This is a genomic window from Burkholderia sp. BCC1993, from assembly GCF_905339865.1.
GTDB lineage: Bacteria > Pseudomonadota > Gammaproteobacteria > Burkholderiales > Burkholderiaceae > Burkholderia.
In genome coordinates, this window is sequence record NZ_CAJPGZ010000013.1 from 1 (window position 1) to 19,000 (window position 19,000).

19 protein-coding genes are annotated in these 19,000 nt (G+C 67.4%); 16 read left to right on the top strand and 3 right to left on the bottom strand.

The features are described 5' to 3' along the window. From U4Y91_RS22185 to U4Y91_RS22225, 9 genes are all read left to right on the top strand, one after another. On the top strand, positions 1–332 hold a 332-nt coding region (locus U4Y91_RS22185), incomplete at its 5' end, for a hypothetical protein (protein WP_321806874.1). Beyond that, a complete protein-coding gene (locus U4Y91_RS22190) occupies positions 329–1,894 on the top strand; it encodes a PQQ-binding-like beta-propeller repeat protein (RefSeq protein ID WP_321806875.1) in 1,566 nt (521 codons plus the stop codon). The genes U4Y91_RS22185 and U4Y91_RS22190, both read left to right, overlap by 4 nt. A gap of 145 nt (positions 1,895–2,039) precedes the next feature. Continuing rightward, on the top strand, positions 2,040–2,645 hold the full coding sequence (locus U4Y91_RS22195) for a M17 family peptidase N-terminal domain-containing protein (protein WP_321806876.1): 606 nt from the start codon (positions 2,040–2,042) through the stop codon (positions 2,643–2,645). 261 nt (positions 2,646–2,906) lie between these two features. Further along, on the top strand, positions 2,907–3,860 hold the full coding sequence (locus U4Y91_RS22200) for a choline ABC transporter substrate-binding protein (protein WP_321806877.1): 954 nt from the start codon (positions 2,907–2,909) through the stop codon (positions 3,858–3,860). Positions 3,861–3,960: 100 nt separating this feature from the next. Continuing rightward, positions 3,961–4,890, top strand: a complete 930-nt coding sequence (locus U4Y91_RS22205) for a 3-keto-5-aminohexanoate cleavage protein (RefSeq protein WP_006484708.1) — start codon at positions 3,961–3,963, stop codon at positions 4,888–4,890. Positions 4,891–4,975: 85 nt separating this feature from the next. Continuing rightward, positions 4,976–5,941 (top strand): L-carnitine dehydrogenase, encoded by a 966-nt coding sequence (locus U4Y91_RS22210; protein WP_321806878.1) that lies wholly within the window; start codon positions 4,976–4,978, stop codon positions 5,939–5,941. A 6-nt stretch (positions 5,942–5,947) separates the two neighbouring features. Continuing rightward, on the top strand, positions 5,948–6,436 hold the full coding sequence (locus tag U4Y91_RS22215; RefSeq protein WP_044847785.1) for a thioesterase family protein: 489 nt from the start codon (positions 5,948–5,950) through the stop codon (positions 6,434–6,436). A gap of 43 nt (positions 6,437–6,479) precedes the next feature. Further along, positions 6,480–7,439, top strand: a complete 960-nt coding sequence (locus U4Y91_RS22220) for an alpha/beta hydrolase (protein ID WP_321806879.1) — start codon at positions 6,480–6,482, stop codon at positions 7,437–7,439. Between the two features lie 23 nt (positions 7,440–7,462). Further along, positions 7,463–8,659, top strand: a complete 1,197-nt coding sequence (locus U4Y91_RS22225) for a TauD/TfdA family dioxygenase (protein ID WP_257768848.1) — start codon at positions 7,463–7,465, stop codon at positions 8,657–8,659. A 222-nt stretch (positions 8,660–8,881) separates the two neighbouring features. Here U4Y91_RS22225 and U4Y91_RS22230 read toward each other — a convergent pair whose 3' ends face one another. The 3 genes from U4Y91_RS22230 to U4Y91_RS22240 form a co-directional block, all read right to left on the bottom strand. Next, positions 8,882–9,184 (bottom strand): DUF4148 domain-containing protein, encoded by a 303-nt coding sequence (locus tag U4Y91_RS22230; protein WP_124485209.1) that lies wholly within the window; start codon positions 9,182–9,184, stop codon positions 8,882–8,884. A gap of 214 nt (positions 9,185–9,398) precedes the next feature. After that, entirely contained in the window at positions 9,399–10,385 is a 987-nt protein-coding gene (locus tag U4Y91_RS22235) for an oxidoreductase (protein ID WP_321806880.1), read from the bottom strand. Positions 10,386–10,553: 168 nt separating this feature from the next. Then, the gene (locus U4Y91_RS22240; protein ID WP_044847789.1) at positions 10,554–10,844 is read right to left on the bottom strand and encodes a DUF3331 domain-containing protein; all 291 of its coding nucleotides are present in this window, start codon (positions 10,842–10,844) and stop codon (positions 10,554–10,556) included. 677 nt (positions 10,845–11,521) lie between these two features. Between U4Y91_RS22240 and U4Y91_RS22245 the strand changes: the two genes are divergently transcribed. The 7 genes from U4Y91_RS22245 (at position 11,522) to U4Y91_RS22275 (ending at position 18,978) form a co-directional block, all read left to right on the top strand. Next, positions 11,522–12,286: an SDR family oxidoreductase gene (locus U4Y91_RS22245; protein ID WP_321806881.1), complete on the top strand. Its 765-nt coding sequence runs from the start codon at positions 11,522–11,524 to the stop codon at positions 12,284–12,286. A 40-nt stretch (positions 12,287–12,326) separates the two neighbouring features. Continuing rightward, a complete protein-coding gene (locus tag U4Y91_RS22250) occupies positions 12,327–13,169 on the top strand; it encodes an ureidoglycolate lyase (RefSeq protein ID WP_321806882.1) in 843 nt (280 codons plus the stop codon). Between the two features lie 23 nt (positions 13,170–13,192). Continuing rightward, on the top strand, positions 13,193–14,470 hold the full coding sequence (locus U4Y91_RS22255; protein WP_321806883.1) for an L-fuconate dehydratase: 1,278 nt from the start codon (positions 13,193–13,195) through the stop codon (positions 14,468–14,470). Between the two features lie 83 nt (positions 14,471–14,553). Continuing rightward, complete coding sequence (locus tag U4Y91_RS22260; protein ID WP_321806884.1) at positions 14,554–15,330, top strand: SDR family oxidoreductase; 777 nt, start codon at positions 14,554–14,556, stop codon at positions 15,328–15,330. Between the two features lie 12 nt (positions 15,331–15,342). After that, entirely contained in the window at positions 15,343–16,887 is a 1,545-nt protein-coding gene (locus U4Y91_RS22265) for a sugar ABC transporter ATP-binding protein (RefSeq protein WP_321806885.1), read from the top strand. Positions 16,888–16,906: 19 nt separating this feature from the next. Beyond that, positions 16,907–17,944 (top strand): ABC transporter permease, encoded by a 1,038-nt coding sequence (locus tag U4Y91_RS22270; RefSeq protein ID WP_044847795.1) that lies wholly within the window; start codon positions 16,907–16,909, stop codon positions 17,942–17,944. Between the two features lie 92 nt (positions 17,945–18,036). Beyond that, positions 18,037–18,978, top strand: a complete 942-nt coding sequence (locus tag U4Y91_RS22275) for an ABC transporter substrate-binding protein (protein WP_321806886.1) — start codon at positions 18,037–18,039, stop codon at positions 18,976–18,978. Positions 18,979–19,000: the final 22 nt, after the last annotated feature.

Genomic DNA, 19,000 nt, shown 5'->3' on the forward strand with positions numbered 1-19,000 from the left:
CGGATCTGCCGGTGCATCGGCTTCAGGGTTCGCGCGTCGTCACGCGCTGTCGTCACGGGCGCGCATGTTTCATCGGCGCGTGTGGTGGTTTCATGCAGTGGTCCTATGTTTCGCGCTTCGCAACCGAACTTTGGGTATCGATATTCACGCTGCGTCAAATGATTCATCCCGACCATGTCGATCTTTTCCCCGCCTTTGAAAGCACGTGCAGATTGGGTATCGCCAGGCGTGCCGGTCGTTCCTGTCGCCCCGGCTCGCCAGTTTTTTTCACCGCGGCCGTTTCGGTTCGGCCGGTCATCAGTCACTCTTCTCTCGGTAAGGTGATGTCATGAAAACATCCAACAAGCAGCATGTCGGACTTGCCTCGTGGCGTCGGCGTACGCCGGCCATGATCGGAACGCTTGCCCTGTTCGGCATGATCGCAAGCGGCCCGGGTGCGGCGGCAGACTGGGTCTTTGCCGGGCAGGGTGTCGACAACACGCGCACCGCGCCGGACGAGCACGTCATCGGCATCGACAACGTCTCGCAGCTTGCGCCGCGCTGGACGCTGGATACCGACGGCAACGTGTCGGCCACGCCGACCGTCGCCAACGGCACCGTGTATGTGCCGGACTTCGGCGGCTCGCTGTGGGCGGTCGATGCCGCCAGCGGCAAGGTGAAGTGGAAGAAGAAGATCACCGAATACAGCGGTATCGACAACGATGCGTCGCGCACCAGCCCGGCCTACTGGGAAGGCACGCTGATCTTCGGGCAGGGCACCCAGGTTGCGAACAACCCGACCGGCGCGTTCGTGCTGGCAGCGAAGGCAGCCGATGGCGCGCCACTGTGGCGGACCAAGGTGGATTCGGATCCGACCGCGATCATTACCCAGTCGCCGATCGTCGATCGCGGCGTGGTGTATGTCGGCCTCTCGTCGCGTGCCGAGGCGCTCAAGGACAAGCCGACCTATCGCGGCGCGGTGGTCGCCCTCGACGCCAAGACCGGCAAGATGCTGTGGAAGACCTATATGGTGCCGAAGGGATATACCGGCGGCTCGGTGTGGGGCAACACGGCTGCGGTCGATCATGAAACCGGCCTGCTCTACGTGACCACGGGCAACAACTTCTCGGTCCCGCCGGGTCACTGCCGTTACCCGACCCAGAAGAACTGCAAACCCGATACGCCGGCCAACATGATCGACAGCTTTGTCGCGCTCGACCTCAAGACCGGCAGGATCGTCTGGCATAGCCGCACGTTGGCGGCCGACATGTCGACCAACTACGACCACGACGACGGCCCGGACTACGATTTCGGCTCGGGGCCCAACCTGTTCAAGGCGACCATCAACGGGAAGGAGAGGACGTTGGTGGGCGCAGGCGCGAAGAGCGGCGTGTACTGGGCGCTCGATCCCAAGACCGGCAAGGTGGTCTGGCAGACGCAGGTCGGCCCGGGCAGCCTGCTGGGCGGCATGCTGTGGGGGACGGCCGCCGACGGCAAGCGCATCTACGTTTCGATCGGCAACCTGGACGGCAAATCGATCGACGTCGACAACGGTCCGAACGGCCAGAAGACGACCAAGGGCGGCATCTGGGCGGCGGTCGACGCCGCCACCGGCAAGGTGCTGTGGCGCACGGCCGACCCGCAGGGCAAGATGGACACGGTGGCGATGTCGGCCGCAAACGGGGTCGTCTATGCCGGCTCGCTGGCCGGGACGGGCGCGAGCATGTATGCGCTCGATGCGGCGACGGGCGAGATCAAGTGGAGCTACGAGAACAACGGCGCGGTGGTGTCGGGCGCTGCCATCGTCGACGGGTCGGTGTACTGGGGGGCGGGCTACCACACGAAGGTGCTCGGTCTGCCGTACGACGGCACGAGTCACAAGCTCTACGCGTTTGGTCTCGCCGCCAAGCAATAAGCGCAACGCAGATACCGGCGTACGCGGATGACGGGTTGCTCGTGCGCCGGCGCAAGCCCGGGCAGGCGGATCAAGAGGCGCAACGCTGGACACCGGGGCGCGCGCTGCGCTCCGGACCCTGTTCCAGTCTTGCGGGAGAGACGATATGGTTCTTCGACAAAGTATCGGTCGTTGGCGGGGGGTGTCCTTCGAGGTCGCCGCATGGGATGGCGCAGGCGCGCAGGTCGACCTCTCCTGTGGCTGCATGTTTGCCCGCGAGGCGACGGGCGATGGCCCGACCGGCGGGTTACGCCATCTCGACCTCGCACTGTCGGGGGCACTCACCGGCTTGCGGCGCGAGGGCCGTTTCCTGGCCGCGCCGATGGAAACGCTGTGGATCAGCCATCCGCCCGCGGGCATCGCGGCGCGTTCCTTGTTGCTGGTCGGGCTCGGCGATCCGGACAGCTGGACGATCGAAAGAACCGCGGATGCCGTCGCCACGGCCGCGCGGACGGCGATGCAGCAGGGTGTCGAAAGCGCAGCCTTTGCGCCGAGCATACTCGACGGCGGGCTGACGACCGCCGCCACCGAAGGCATGCCGCAAGCCATGGTGAAGGCCGTGCTGGCCGTGATCGACACCCGGTATCGGGTCGCGGAGCTGGGTCTCGCTGCGCCCCCCGCGCTGCGCCGCTGGGTCTTCGACGTCGGTGCGGCGCGCTTCGACGGCGCCGTGGAGCATTTCGGCAACGCGCTTGCAGCCGCACGGACCTGACCGACCCTGTCTGGACGTCGCGTACGGCATCTCATGACGCCGCATCCGGACAAACCCCTCCTCATCGAAATCCGCCCCAAACCCCCGCCATACAAGCCGCTGCCCGCGCATAGTGGTTTCCACCCATAGTCGCAAATAGTCAAGAACAGGTCGCCGGCGGTCGTCTTGCGGTGAATATGGCTCGTTACTTTTACTCCCACGATGCAGGCCGGGACGCACTTCGCGCACCGTCGGACATCGGTCCAACCGGAGGGGAGAAACATGAAGTCGACAAAGATCGCCGCGTTCGTCGCGGCCGTGCTGGCGACCGGCGCGTTCGCGACCGCGGCGCAGGCCGAAACGGATGCCGCGACCTGCCGCAACGTACGCTTCGCGGATATCGGCTGGACCGACATCACGTCCACCACGGCGCTCGCGTCGACGGTGTTCGAAGGGCTCGGCTACAAGCCGACGACGACGATCGCATCGGTGCCGATCTCGTTCGCCGGCCTGAAGAGCAAGCAGCTGGACATCTCGCTCGGCTACTGGTGGCCGGTGCAGCAGAAGCAGCTCCAGCCGTTCCTCGACAGCAAGTCGATCAACGTGGTCGAACCGCCGAACCTGTCGGGCGCGAAGGCGACGCTCGCGGTGCCGAGCTATGAGTACCAGGCCGGCCTGAAGACCTTCGAGGACATCGCGAAGCACCGCGCGGAGCTCGACGGCAAGATCTACGGGATCGAGCCGGGCAGCAGCGCGAACGCGACGATCCAGAAGATGATCGACACGAACCAGTACGGCCTCGGCGGCTTCAAGCTGGTCGAATCGAGCGAGGCGGGGATGCTCGTCACGGTCGAGCGCGCGATCCGCGACAAGAAGTGGGTCGTGTTTCTGGGTTGGGAACCGCATCCGATGAACATCCAGATCAGCATGAACTACCTGTCCGGCGGCGACGCGTCGTTCGGCCCGAACTACGGCGAAGCGCGCGTGTACACGCTGACGGCGCCCGACTTCATCTCGCGCTGCCCGAACGCGGGCAAGCTCGTCGAGAACCTGCGCTTCACGACGCAGCTGGAGAACCAGCTGATGCAGTCGGTGATGAACAAGACGAAGCCGGCCGACGCCGCGAAGGCGTACCTGAAGAAGAATCCGCAGGTGCTCGATGCCTGGCTCGCCGGCGTCAAGACGTTCGACGGCAAGGACGGCCTGCCTGCCGTGAAGGCCTATCTCGGCCTGTAACGGCCCGCGCGCGCCGCGAGTGTGCGGCGCGCAGCAAAAAATCATCTGCAGTACGACGGAAATCGAGCGGCACGAACCGAAGCAAACGAGGGCACTCAGCATGAACCACGAAGTCATCATCACCTGCGCGGTCACCGGCGCGGGCGATACGGTCGGCAAACATCCGGCGATTCCGGTCACGCCGAAGGAAATCGCGGCCGCCGCGATCGAGGCCGCGAAGGCCGGCGCGACGGTGGCGCACTGCCACGTGCGCGATCCGCAGACGGGCCGCGGCAGCCGCGACCCGAACCTGTACCGCGAAGTGGTCGACCGGATCCGTTCGGCGGACGTCGACGTGATCATCAACCTGACGGCCGGCATGGGCGGCGATCTGGAGATCGGCCCGGGCGAAGACCCGATGCGCTTCGGAAAGGGTACCGACCTCGTCGGCGGCCTCACGCGTCTCGCGCACGTCGAGGAACTGCTGCCGGAAATCTGCACGCTCGACTGCGGCACGCTGAATTTCGGCGACGGCGACTACATCTACGTGTCGACGCCCGCGCAACTGCGCGCTGGCGCCAAGCGCATCCAGGAACTCGGCGTGAAGCCGGAACTGGAAATCTTCGATACGGGCCATCTGTGGTTCGCGAAGCAATTGCTGAAGGAAGGACTCCTTGACGATCCGCCGCTGTTCCAGCTGTGCCTCGGCATTCCGTGGGGCGCGCCGGCCGACACCGGCACGATGAAGGCGATGGTCGACAACCTGCCGCCGGGCGCGCACTGGGCGGGCTTCGGGATCGGCCGCATGCAGATGCCGATGGTCGCGCAGGCGATGCTGCTCGGCGGCCACGTGCGCGTGGGTCTCGAAGACAACATCTGGCTCGATCGCGGCGTGCATGCGACCAACGGCACGCTCGTCGAGCGTGCGCGGGAAATCGTCGAACGGCTCGGCGGCCGCGTGCTGACGCCGGCCGAAGGGCGTCGCAAGCTCGGCCTGCCGGCGCGTGGCGAGCGTCTGCTCGAACGCCGCGCGGTGGCCGAGTTCGCGTGAGTTTCAACGCTGATTCCGCTTCAATGCGGCGGGGCGCACGGGTGCGCCGCCGTCCGATTCTCCTCGATTTGAAGGATGTGTTGACATGGCAGTGAAGACCGACATCAAGACGTTCGCCGCGATCGGCACCGGCGTGATCGGCAGCGGATGGATTTGCCGTGCGCTCGCGCACGGTCTGGACGTGGTCGTGTGGGACCCCGCGCCGGACGCGGAAGCGCGCTTGCGCGCGAGCGTCGCGAATGCATGGCCCGCGCTCGAGCGCGTCGGCCTCGCGCCGGGCGCCGATCCCGCGCGGCTGCGCTTCGAGTCGACGATCGAGGCCTGCGTCGCCGACGCGGACTTCATCCAGGAAAGCGCACCCGAGCGCGAGGCGCTGAAGCTCGAGCTGCACGAACAGATCAGCCGCGCGGCGAAGCCCGACGCGATCATCGCATCGTCGACGTCGGGGCTGCTGCCGACCGACTTCTATGCGCGGGCGACGCATCCGGAGCGCTGCGTGGTCGGTCATCCGTTCAATCCGGTCTACCTGCTGCCGCTCGTCGAAGTGCTCGGCGGCGCGCGCACCTCGCCGGAAGCGGTCGAGGCGGCGATGGCGATCTATCGCAAGCTCGGCATGCGGCCGCTGCACGTGCGCAAGGAAGTGCCGGGCTTCATCGCGGACCGGCTGCTCGAAGCGCTGTGGCGCGAGGCGCTGCATCTCGTCAACGAGGGCGTCGCGACGACCGGCGAGATCGACGATGCGATCCGCTTCGGCGCGGGCATTCGCTGGTCGTTTATGGGCACCTTCCTGACCTATACGCTGGCAGGCGGCGACGCGGGCATGCGACACTTCATGCAGCAGTTCGGCCCCGCGCTCGAACTGCCATGGACGAAGCTGGTCGCGCCGAAGCTGACCGACGAACTGATCGACAGCGTCGTCGAAGGCACGAGCGAGCAGCAGGGCACGCGCAGCATCAAGGAACTCGAACGCTATCGCGACGAGTGCATCACCGAGGTGCTGAAGGCGATCGCCGCGGTGAAGGCGCGGCACGGAATGCGATTCGAGGACTGAACGAACATGACAGGCGATACCCCGCTGACGATCTATCGCGACGTCGTGCGGCCCGAATGGGTCGACTACAACGGCCACCTGCGCGACGCGTTCTATCTGCTGATCTTCAGCTTCGCGACCGATGCGCTGCTGGACCGCATCGGTCTCGACGACGCCGCGCGTCGCGAGCGGGGCCGCTCGGTCTACACGCTCGAAGCGCACGTGAACTATCTGCAGGAGATCAAGGAGGGCACGCGCGTGCGCGTCGATGCGCGGGTGCTCGCGCACGACGCGAAGCGGCTGCACCTGTATCTCGAACTGTTCGCCGACGGGCACGACGGCGCGGTGTCGGCGAGCGAGCAGATGCTGCTGCACGTCGACACGCGCGACGGCGCGAAATCGGCGCCGTTCGACGACGACGTCGCCGCACGCGTGGCCGAACTGCATGCGGTGCAGCGCGATTGCGCGGCACCTGCGTATGCGGGCCGCGTGATCGGCCTGCCGCCGCGCCGCTAGCGTCGGCGTTCAACTTTCGACCTTCGACCGCGGAGCGCACACGATGCTCGAACCGGAAATCGCGGCGTTCGTCGCGGCCGTCGACGCGTGGTATCCGGCCGACGCGGCGGCGCGCTCGCCCGACGAGCAACGCCGCGTCTACGATCGCTTCGCGGCCGCGTGGACGCCCGCCGAACTGCCGGCCGGCATCGTCCGGCACGATGCGGTGTGGCATGCGCCGGACGGACACGCGATCGCGCTGCGGCGCTACGCGCCCGCGCAGGGCGAGCCGCGCGGCACCGTGCTGTTCTTTCATGGCGGCGGCTTCGTCGTCGGCTCGCTCGACAGTCATGCGTTGATCACCGCGCAACTGGCGGCCGACACGGGGCTTGCCGTGATCGCGGTCGACTACCGGCTCGCGCCCGAGCATCGCGCGCCGGCTGCGCTCGACGATTGTCTGGCCGTCACGCGCGCCGCGCGCGACGCAGCGCGCTGGCCGTTCGACGCGTGCGCGCGACCGCTGACGCTCGCCGGCGACAGTGCCGGCGGCAATCTCGCGGCCGCCGTCGCGACCGCGCTGCGCGATGCGGGCGAAGGCGGCATCGACGGGATCGCGCTCGTCTATCCGATGCTCGGCTTCGAACCGCAATCGCCGGCGCGCGAAACCGAGGCACACGCGCCGATGCTGACGCTCGACGACGTCCATCGCTATCGCGCGTTGTACTGGGGCGGTGAAGGCGACGATGCGCCGGGCGATGACGATCCGCTGTTGCGCGCCTCGGTGCCGCTCGCGGCGGCGCGTTTCGACGGCCTGCCGCCCGTGCTCGCGATCGGCGCGGAACACGATCCGCTGCGCGACGATGCGCGCGTCTATGTCGAACACATTCTTGCGGCCGGCGGCGCCGCGCGTTACTGGATGGGAGAGGGGCTGGTGCACGGCTGCTGGCGCGCGCTCGGAACGAGCCCGCAGGCGGCGCAGATGCACCGGATGATCGGCGGGTTTCTGCTCGCACCACACGCGTAGCGGGCGTTTTCCGGGAGGCAACGATGCAGGCAGCGCAACACCGTATCGAGGACTGGCGGACCTTTTCCGCCGACGCGGCCATTGCGGCGGCGACGATCGGCGAGGGTGCGGTGAACGTCGAGTGGAGCGACACGCGACGATCGCCGTTTCACTTCGACTGGTTGCGCGACAACTGCGCGTGTTCCGCGTGCGTGCATGCGCTCACGCGCGAACAGGTGTTCGAGATCGCCGATGCGCGCGAGGATCTGTCGGCGCTCGTCGTGCATGTCGAAACGGACGGCGCCCTGCACGTCGAGTGGAACGACGGGCATCGCAGCGCCTGGTCGCCGGGATGGTTGCGCGCGCATGCGTACGACGATGCGTCCCGCGCGGAACGCCAGGCCGCGCACGGGCGGCACGTGTGGACCGGTGACGATGCGACGGCGATCGGCGTGTTCGCGTGGCGTGACGTGATGGAGGACGACGGCGCGTTGCTCGCCTGGCTCGCCGCGTTGCAGCGCACGGGGCTGACGCTCGTCGAAGGCGTGCCGGCCGAACCCGGCCGGGTCGACCGGATCGCGCGGCGTGTCGGCCTGATCCGCGAAAGCAATTTCGGCGTGCTGTTCGATGTCGAATCGAAGCCGCGGCCGGACAGCAATGCCTATACGTCGCTGAACCTGCCGCCGCACACCGACCTGCCGACGCGTGAATTGCAGCCGGGCGTTCAGTTCCTGCACTGCCTCGCGAACGACGCAACGGGCGGAGACAGCGTGTTCCTCGACGGCTTCGCGCTCGCGGATGCGCTGCGGCGCGAATATCCGGACGATTTCACGCAACTTGCGTCGACACCGTTCGAGTTCTGGAACAAGAGTGCAAACAGCGACTACCGCTGTTCGGCGCCGGTGATCGGGCTCGATGCGCGCGGCAACGTGACCGAGGTACGCGTCGCGAACTTCCTGCGCGGGCCGCTCGACGCGCCGGCCGGCGCCGTCGCGGCCGTCTACCGCGCGTACCGGCGGTTTCTCGCGCTCGCGCGCGAGCCGCGTTTCCGCGTGCAGCGCCGGCTGCGGGCGGGCGACATGTGGGCGTTCGACAACCGGCGCGTGCTGCATGCGCGCACCGAGTTCGATCCGTCGACGGGCCGCCGGCATCTGCAGGGCTGCTACGTCGATCGCGACGAACTGCTGTCGCGCTGGCGTGTGCTGTCGCGTGCGCTGCCCGCGGCTGCCGCCGGGCGCTGATCGGCGCATTCGACTGCCGCATTCGGCTGCCGCATTCGACTCCGTTACGCATACCTCGCCGGGGAAAAAGCGCCCGGACGCAGGGCGCCCGGGCGAAGCCACCCGCTGCCGGGCGGCGGAGGTATGCGTTTCACAAAAAAAGACGAGCCCGCATGAGGGGCTCGTCCGGATCCAGCTTCTTCATCGCGCGATGCGCGGTGCGCCCGCCGGGGGCGCGTCGGCTTACTGGCCGAAAAAGACCGAGTCGCGTGCGTTCGACGACGCTGCGGCAGCCGGGGCGCCCGAGTGGACGACCGGAGCCGGTTGCGCGCCGTAGCCGCTGGCGTCGGCACCATGAACACGCGCTTCCGCCGACTGGATGTCGTTCGGGTAGTACGGGCTCGACACGCCCGGCTTGTAGCCGGCTTGTTCGAGCTGGACCAGTTCGTTGCGGACTTGAGCGCGGGTCACGGTGCTTTGTGCGAAAGCGCCGAACGAAGCGGACAGGGCGACAGCGGCAACAACTGCGGAAACGAGCGATTTCATGATGACCTCCGGTGTTTTATTGGGTTCGCTTGCGACACCATGTCTGCAGCGATTGACTAAATCTTAGTCACCGGGTCGTTCAGGGTAAACGCTGGTTTTGACGATAGATTGTTTCCAGGGCGGTAACAGTGGGACGCCGGATCAGGCTTTCATCCTGCTTTCGTTTCCGTAAGCGTAATAAGTATGAAGAATGTTGAGGCGACGCACGCGGGATTCAGCGCACCTCGGCGGCCGCGTCGAACGGCTTGGCGGGCGGACGGCCGGCGGGCGCGCCCGAACTCAGGAAACGCACGCCCGTCGCGGCTTCGGAAGCCTCCCACAGCAGCGCCGCGATGGCCACGTCGCGTGCCGCGCGCGGCACGCTCGCCGGTGCCGGCAGGCCGCGCGACTCGAGCCAGCCGGACGGTCCGAGGTACGCGCCGCCGGCGAGGTCGGGCGACGTCGCCGCATGAATCGCGGGCAACGCACCCTGCTCGGCCGGTTGCGCGAAATAGCGGTTCGCCGCGCGCATCAGCGCGGCGCGCGTGGGCGAACTGTCCATCGCGGGGCCGGCGAACTGCAGGTTGGTTGCCGCGTAGCCGGGATGCGCGGCGACGCTGATTCCCGCGAACCCCGCGCGCTGGAAGCGGCGCTGCAACTCGAGCGCGAACACCAGGTTCGCGAGTTTGCTGTCGCAGTACGCGAGATAACGGTTGTAACGGTGCTCGGCGCGCAGGTCGTCGACCCGGATCCGGCCGCCGCGGTTGAAGCCGCTCGACATCGTCACGACACGCGCGCGCCGGGCGGCGCGCAGCGCGGGCAGCAGATGGCCCGTCAGCGCGAAATGGCCGAGGTGGTTGGTGCCGAACTGCATCTCGAAGCCGTCGTGCGTGTGCCGTAGCGGCAGGAACATCACGCCGGCGTTGTTGCAGAGGATGTCGACGCGGCCGTGGCGGTCGGCGACGCCGGCGGCGAAGCGCTGGATCGACGCGAGATCGGCGAGGTCGAGCGTATCGACTTCGACCCGTGCGGCGGGATGGAGCTGGCGAATCGCCGCGGCGGCCTGGGCGGCGCGCTCGGCATCGCGGCAGCCCATCACGACCGTCGCGCCCTTGGCGGCCAGCGTTTCCGCGATGTGCCAGCCGAGGCCGCTGTTGGCGCCGGTCACGACCGCGACCTTGCCGCCTTGCGCCGGGACGTGGCGCGCGCTCCATGCATGCATGTCTGCCTCCATCGGCGTGGCCGGTGCGCCACGACGCGTAATCGTTACATTGAGTGGTGTAACGATAGTCCGCGCAGGCGGGGCAGACAAGCGGGGGAATTAGACCGGCGGTTCTAGGGCGAGCAAGCGCATCACGCTGCGGGCCCGGCACGCGGCGGCCGGCGGGCGTTACCGGCTGCCGGCCAGCGCGAGCACTTCGGCGGCGGAGATCATCGCCGCCGCATTCGCGGGTGCCGGGCGCTCGGCCGGGCGGAACACTTCGTCGCCGCGCTGGATGACCTGGCGCGACAGCGCGCAGGTGCCGGTGCGCTGCGCGAAGCGGCGGCGCCAGCGCTGTTCACCGTAGTGACAGCGGCCGGGTTCGACCCAGCGGACGACGAGCAGCGTATCGGAGCGTTCCAGAATTTCGACGTGGACGTCGGCGGGATCGAGCACAGGCAGGGATTTGGAGGCCTTCATTTGCCGTTTCCTAAAGCTCGTGCGGGTTCGGCCGTGGCAGTGGATGTCACTACCCGAGGGCGAATCCGTAGCGGTTTCCATGAGTGGTGCGCTAAATGTAAGCGTCTGTGACCGGAAAAAACATCCTGTCTGGCTCAAATTACCTTTTGCCGAATCAGAAACAATCGACGCGCATTTTCGTGAAAAAGCCAACGACAAAAGCGCCCCGGACGCGCACGCCCGGGGCGGAAAATCGGCCCGCGCCCCCGTGTCTGCTCGCTCAGTCACGTGGACACCGCGGGGGACGGAGACGCCCGTCAGGGATCGGAGACGGGCGGGGTGCGGTGTCCGGGGAAGCGCGGTCCGGCAACACCATGATCGCGCGCGCCTGCCGTTGACACCCTGACGGGAACATGACTTTTTTGTCAGTTTTGCCGTGCCGACGGCGCGACTCCGGTGCCCCGGGGTCGCGCAAACGCCCACCGGTATTGGCTTTGCGCGATACGCGGCCGATCGGCTGCACCTGAAAAATACGGTAATCGAAGCCCGCCGCAGCGCCTCCCGCCCGATTCTCCCGCTCGGGAAAATACTGAATCACGCGAACGTGACAAATCCGGAATCTGTTCCTATGATTGGTTGGACCTTTAGTCCTTTGTGCCAATCAGCCGGCCCGGCCGGCTTCTTCGGGAGAGGTGCTCATGAGATTGCAGGGCAAGCGCGCGCTGGTGACGGCGGCCGGGCAGGGTATCGGCCGCGCGACCGCGCTGCGGTTCGCAAGCGAGGGCGCCGACGTGCTGGCGACCGACATCAACGAAGCCGCGCTCGCGCAACTCGCGGCCGACGCCGAACGCGCGGGCGGCCGGCTGGCCACGCGGCGGCTCGACGTGACCGATGCGGGCGACGTTGCCGCACTCGCCGCACAGGAGCGCGCGTTCGACGTGCTGTTCAACTGCGCGGGCTTCGTGCACCACGGCTCGATCCTCGACTGCGACGACACCGCGTGGGCGTTCTCGCTGAACCTGAACGTCACGTCGATGTACCGGCTGATCCGCGCGCTGCTGCCGGCGATGCTGGCAGCAGGCGGCGCGTCGATCGTCAACATGGCGTCGGCCGCGTCGAGCGTGAAGGGCGTGCCGAACCGCTTCGTCTACGGCACGACCAAGGCGGCCGTGATCGGCCTGACCAAGTCGGTGGCCGCCGATTTCGTCGAGCAGCGCATCCGCTGCAACGCAATCTGTCCGGGCACGATCGAGTCGCCGTCGCTGGAGCAGCGGATCACCGAGCAGGCGCGCACGCGCCAGGTGTCGACCGACACCGTGCGCCAGGCGTTCGTCGCGCGTCAGCCGATGGGCCGTATCGGCACCGCGGACGAAGTGGCCGCGCTCGCGCTGTATCTCGCGTCCGACGAAGCGTCGTTCACGACCGGCACGATTCACCTGATCGATGGCGGCTGGTCGAACTGACCGCGCCTTTCCACTCACTTTCCGTTTCCGTTCACACCACATGAAACTGCTGAGATTTGGCGACAAACACCATGAAAAGCCGGGCCTGCTCGATGCGCAGGGCAGGATCCGCGACCTGTCGGGCGTGATCGACGACGTCGCCGGCGACGCGCTCACACCCGCGTCGCTCGCGCGGCTGCGCGACCTCGACCCGTCGTCGCTGCCGCTCGTCGAAGGCACGCCGCGGCTCGGCGCGTGCGTCGGCCGCGTCGGCAAGTTCATCTGCATCGGGCTCAACTATTCCGACCACGCGGCCGAATCGGGGATGGATGTCCCGAAGGAGCCGGTCGTGTTCGGCAAGTGGACGAGCGCGATCTCGGGGCCGAACGACGACGTCGAGATCCCGCGCGGCTCGGAGAAGACCGACTGGGAAGTCGAGCTGGGCGTCGTGATCGGCCGGGGCGGCCGCTATATCGACGAAGCCGACGCGCTGTCGCACGTCGCCGGCTACTGCGTGGTGAACGACGTGTCCGAGCGCGAGTACCAGCTCGAACGCGGCGGCACGTGGGACAAGGGCAAGGGTAACGACACGTTCGGCCCGCTCGGCCCGTGGCTCGTGACGGCCGACGAAGTGCCCGATCCGCACGCGCTGCGGCTGTGGCTGGAAGTGGACGGCCACCGCTACCAGAACGGCACGACCGCGACGATGGTGTTCCGCGTGCCGCACCTGATCAGCTACCTGAGCCGCTTCATGAGCCTGCAGCCGGGCGACGTGATCTCGACCGGCACGCCGCCGGGCGTGGGCCTCGGGCAGAAGCCGCCCGTCTATCTGCGCGCCGGGCAGGTGATCACGCTCGGCATCGACGGGCTCGGCGCACAGCGCCAGCGCACCGTGCAGGCCTGAAACCCTTTCCCGGACGGTTCGCCATGCCTATCATTCGATCGATGCGCGTCCTCGACGTGCGCTTCCCGACCTCGCGCCAGCTCGACGGTTCCGATGCGATGAATCCGGACCCCGATTATTCGGCCGCGTACGTCGTGCTCGAAACCGACCGCGACGGGCTCGAAGGCCACGGGCTCACGTTCACCATCGGGCGCGGCAACGAAATCTGCTGCGCGGCGATCGACGCGATGCGTCACCTCGTCGTCGGCCTCGACCTCGACTGGATCCGCGAGGACATGGGCCGCTTCTGGCGGCACGTGACCTCGGACAGCCAGTTGCGCTGGATCGGCCCCGACAAAGGCGCGATTCATCTGGCGACGGGCGCGGTCGTCAACGCGGTGTGGGATTTGTGGGCGAAGGCGGTTGGCAAGCCGCTGTGGCGGCTCGTCGCGGACATGAGCCCCGAGGACATCGTGCGGGCGATCGATTTCCGCTACCTGACCGACTGCCTGACGCCGGACGAAGCGCTCGACCTGCTGCGCCGGCAGGCGCCGGGCAAGGCGGCGCGGATTGCGACGCTCGAGCGCGAAGGCTACCCGTGCTACACGACGTCGGCCGGCTGGCTCGGCTACAGCGACGACAAGCTGCGCCGGTTGTGTCATGAAGCGGTGGACGCGGGTTTCGATTACGTGAAGCTGAAGGTCGGCGCGAACCTGGAGGACGACATCCGCCGCGTGACGATCGCGCGCGAGGTGATCGGCCCGGACCGCAAGCTGATGATCGACGCGAACCAGGTGTGGGAAGTCGACGAGGCGATCGACTGGGTGCGCGAGCTGGCGTTCGCGAAACCGTGGTTCATCGAGGAGCCGACGAGCCCCGACGACGTCGAAGGGCATCGCAAGATCCGCGAGGCGATCGCGCCCGTGCAGGTCGCGACCGGCGAGATGTGCCAGAACCGCGTGATGTTCAAGCAGTTCATCGCGCGCGGCGCGATCGACGTCGTGCAGATCGATGCGTGCCGGCTCGGCGGCGTGAACGAGATTCTTGCGGTGATGCTGCTGGCCGCGAAGTACGGGCTGCCGGTGTGTCCGCATGCGGGCGGCGTCGGGCTGTGCGAATACGTGCAGCATCTGTCGATGATCGACTACGTGTGCATTGCCGGTACGAAGGAAGGGCGCGTGACCGAATACGTCGATCACCTGCACGAGCATTTCGTCGAGCCGTGCGTCGTGCGCGGCGCGGCGTACATGCCGCCGACGGCACCCGGTTTCTCGATCGAGATGAAGCCGGCATCGCTCGAGCAGTACCGGTTCCGCGGCTGAAGCACGCAGCACGCAGCACGACGGCGCACGATGACCCGCGCACGGCCTGCGCGCGGCGACAACATGAACGACGGAGACGCGAAGTGGATTTGAATCTGCAAGACAAGGTCGTGATCGTGACCGGCGGCGCGTCGGGCATCGGCGCCGCGATCTCGATGCGGCTTGCCGGCGAAGGCGCGATTCCGGTGGTGTTCGCCCGCCACACGCCGGACGACGGCTTCTGGCGCGCACTCGCGCAGAAGCAGCCGCGCGCCGCGTGCGTGTCCGTCGAGCTGCAGGACGACGCGCAATGCCGCGACGCAGTCGCGCAGACCCTCGCGCGCTTCGGCCGCATCGACGGCCTCGTCAACAACGCGGGCATCAACGACGGCGTCGGGCTCGATGCCGGGCGCGACGCGTTCGTCGCATCGCTCGAACGCAACCTGATCCACTACTACGTGATGGCGCATTACTGCGTGCCGCACCTGAAGGCGACGCGCGGCGCGATCGTCAACATCTCGTCGAAGACGGCGGTCACCGGCCAGGGCAACACGAGCGGCTATTGCGCATCGAAGGGCGCGCAGCTCGCGCTGACGCGCGAATGGGCGGTCGCATTGCGCGACGACGGCGTGCGCGTGAACGCGGTGATCCCGGCCGAGGTGATGACGCCGCTCTACCAGAACTGGATCGCGGGCTTCGACGACCCGGAAGCGAAGCTCGCGGAAATCGCGGGCAAGGTGCCGCTCGGCAAGCGCTTCACGACCGCCGACGAGATTGCCGACACGGCCGTGTTCCTGCTGTCGGCGCGCGCGTCGCACACGACGGGCCAGTGGCTGTTCGTCGATGGCGGCTATACGCATCTCGATCGCGCGATCGGCTGAGGGCGGCGAGCCATGCAACCCGATCCGAACCCGACGACCCTCGCGCCCGCGGCGCTGATCGAGCTGACCGGCGTCAGCAAGCGCTTTCCGGGCGTGCTGGCGCTCGACGATTGCCGCTTCGACCTGCGCGCCGGCGAAGTGCATGCGCTGATGGGCGAGAACGGCGCGGGCAAGTCGACGCTGATGAAGATTCTCGCCGGCGTGTACCAGAAGGACGAAGGCGAGATCCGGATCGACGGCCGCGCGGTGGACATCGACGATCCGCGCGCCGCGCAGGCGCTCGGGATCGGCATCATCCATCAGGAACTGAACCTGATGAACCACCTGAGCGTCGCGCAGAACATCTTCATCGGCCGCGAGCCGCGCGGCCGCTTCGGCGTGTTCGTCGACGAAGAGAAGCTCAACCGCGACGCGGCCGCGATCTTCGCGCGGATGCGGCTCGATCTCGATCCGCGCACACCGGTCGGCCGGCTGACGGTCGCGAAGCAGCAGATGGTCGAGATCGCGAAGGCGCTGTCGTTCGACTCGCGCGTGCTGATCATGGATGAACCGACCGCCGCGCTGAACAACGCGGAAATCGCCGAGCTGTTCCGCATCATCGGCGACCTGCGCGCGCACGGTGTCGGCATCGTCTACATCTCGCACAAGATGGACGAGCTGCGCCAGATCGCCGATCGCGTGACGGTGATGCGCGACGGCAAGTACGTCGCGACCGTGCCGATGGCGGATACGTCGATGGAAGCGATCATCGCGATGATGGTCGGCCGCCAGCTCGATGCGACGTTCCGCACGCCGCCCGATACGTCGGCCAACGAGGTCGCGCTCGAGGTGCGCGGGCTGTCGCGCGGCCGCGCGATCCGCGACGTCGGCTTCACGCTGCGGCGCGGCGAGATCCTCGGCTTTGCAGGGCTGATGGGCGCGGGCCGCACCGAGGTCGCGCGCGCGGTGTTCGGCGCGGACCCGGTCGACGCGGGTGAGATCCGCGTGCACGGCAAGACCGTGACGATCCGCACGCCGGCCGACGCGGTCAGGCACGGGATCGGTTATCTCTCGGAGGACCGCAAGCACTTCGGGCTCGCGGTCGGGATGGACGTGCAGAACAACATCGCGCTGTCGAGCATGCGGCGTTTCGTGCGCCGCGGCCTGTTCCTCGATGCGCGCGGGATGCGCGACACCGCGCAGTCGTACGTGCGGCAGCTCGCGATCCGCACGCCGTCCGTCGCGCAGCCGGCGCGGTTCCTGTCGGGCGGCAACCAGCAGAAGATCGTGATCGCGAAGTGGCTGCTGCGCGACTGCGACATCCTGTTCTTCGACGAGCCGACCCGCGGCATCGACGTCGGCGCGAAAAGCGAGATCTACAAGCTGCTCGACGCGCTCGCCGCCGACGGCAAGGCGATCGTGATGATCTCGTCGGAGTTGCCCGAGGTGCTGCGCATGAGCCACCGGATCCTCGTGATGTGCGAAGGGCGCGTGACCGGCGAATTGCGCGCGGCCGACGCCACGCAGGAAAAGATCATGCAGCTCGCGACGCAGCGCGAGTCGACCGTATTGTCCTGATTCCGACGCTTACCCGATCATGTCCAACGATACGCATCCCGTTCCGCCTCTTGCCACCGGCGACACGCCGGCCGGCGCAGCGGGCCTCCGTGCCCGCTTCTTCAACCCGGCCGCGCGGCAGAAGCTGCTCGCGTTCGCGAGCCTCGTGCTGCTGATCGTGTTCTTCAGCTTCGCGTCGCCGAACTTCCTCGAAGTCGACAACCTCGTGACGATCCTGCAGGCCACCGCCGTGAACGGTGTGCTGGCCGTCGCATGTACCTACGTGATCATCACGTCGGGCATCGACCTGTCGGTCGGCACGCTGATGACCTTCTGCGCGGTGATGGCCGGCGTCGTGCTGACGAAGTGGGGCATGCCGCTGCCGCTCGGGATCCTGGCCGCGCTGTTGTTCGGCGCGCTGTCGGGCAGCGTGTCGGGCTTCGTGATCGCGAAGATGAAGGTGCCGCCGTTCATCGCGACGCTCGGCATGATGATGCTGCTCAAGGGGCTGTCGCTCGTGATCTCGGGCACGCGGCCGATCTACTTCAACGACACGCCGGGCTTCACGTCGATCGCGCAGGATTCGCTGATCGGCAGCCTCGTTCCCGCGCTGCCGATCCCGAACGCGGTGCTGATCCTGTTCCTCGTCGCGGTCGGCGCGTCGATCGTGCTGAACCGGACGATCTTCGGCCGCTACACGTTCGCGCTCGGCAGCAACGAGGAAGCGCTGCGGCTGTCCGGCGTGAATGTCGATGCGTGGAAGATCGCCGTCTACACGTTCAGCGGCGCGGTGTGCGGGATCGCCGGGCTGCTGATCGCGTCGCGGCTGAATTCCGCGCAGCCCGCGCTCGGGCAGGGCTACGAGCTCGACGCGATCGCGGCCGTCGTGATCGGCGGCACGTCGCTGTCGGGCGGCGCGGGCAGCATCGTCGGCACCATCATCGGCGCGTTCATCATGAGCGTGCTGACCAACGGACTGCGCATCATGTCGGTCGCGCAGGAATGGCAGACGGTCGTGACGGGCGTGATCATCATCCTCGCCGTCTACGTGGACATCCTGCGCCGGCGCCGCCGCTGACGCATGCGCGCACGAACACGAATACGAACACACAGGCGCTTCACCGCCGGCCGGGCCGGCATTTCAGTCGATACCAACCAAGGAGACGCGAAGTGATCAGGAGCAAGGTGTTGAACGCGATCGTCGGGCTGACGTTCGCCGTCGGCGTGACGGCCGGCGCGCAGGCGCAGGAATCCTACATCCCGCTGATCTCGAAGGGCTTCCAGCATCAGTTCTGGCAGGCCGTGAAATCGGGCGCGATGCAGGCCGCGAAGGACTACAAGGTGAAGGTGACGTTCGAAGGCCCCGAAACCGAGGCGATGGTCGACAAGCAGATCGACATGCTGTCCGCCGCGATCGCGAAGAAGCCGGCCGCGCTCGGCTTCGCGGCACTCGACAGCAAGGCCGCGCTGCCGCTCCTGAAGAAGGCGCAGGCCGAGAAGATTCCGGTGATCGCGTTCGACTCGGGCGTCGACAGCGACATCCCGGTGACGACCGCCGCGACCAACAACAAGGCCGCCGCCGCGCTCGCCGCCGACAAGCTCGCCGCGCTGATCGGCGACGAAGGCGAGGTGGCCGTGGTCGCGCACGACCAGACGAGCCGCACCGGCATCGACCGTCGCGACGGCTTTCTCGAACGGATGAAGTCCGCGCACCCGAAGGTGCAGGTCGTGACCGTGCAGTATGGCGAGGGCGATCAGCTGAAGTCGACCGAAGTGACCAAGTCGATCCTGCAGGCGTATCCGAAGCTCAAGGGCGTGTTCGGCACCAACGAAGGCTCGGCGATCGGCGTGGTGAACGGCGTGCGCGAGATGAAGCGCAAGGTCGTGATCGTCGGTTACGATTCCGGCAAGCAGCAGAAGGACGCGATCCGCAGCGGGCTGATGGCCGGCGCGATCACGCAGAACCCGGTCGGGATCGGCTACAAGACGGTCGAGGCGGCCGTGAAGTCGGTCAAGGGCGAGAAGCTGCCGAAGGTCATCGATACCGGCTTCTACTGGTACGACAAGACCAATATCGATGACCCGAAAATCACGGCGGTGCTGTACGACTGAGCGTGACGTGACGCGGCGGGAA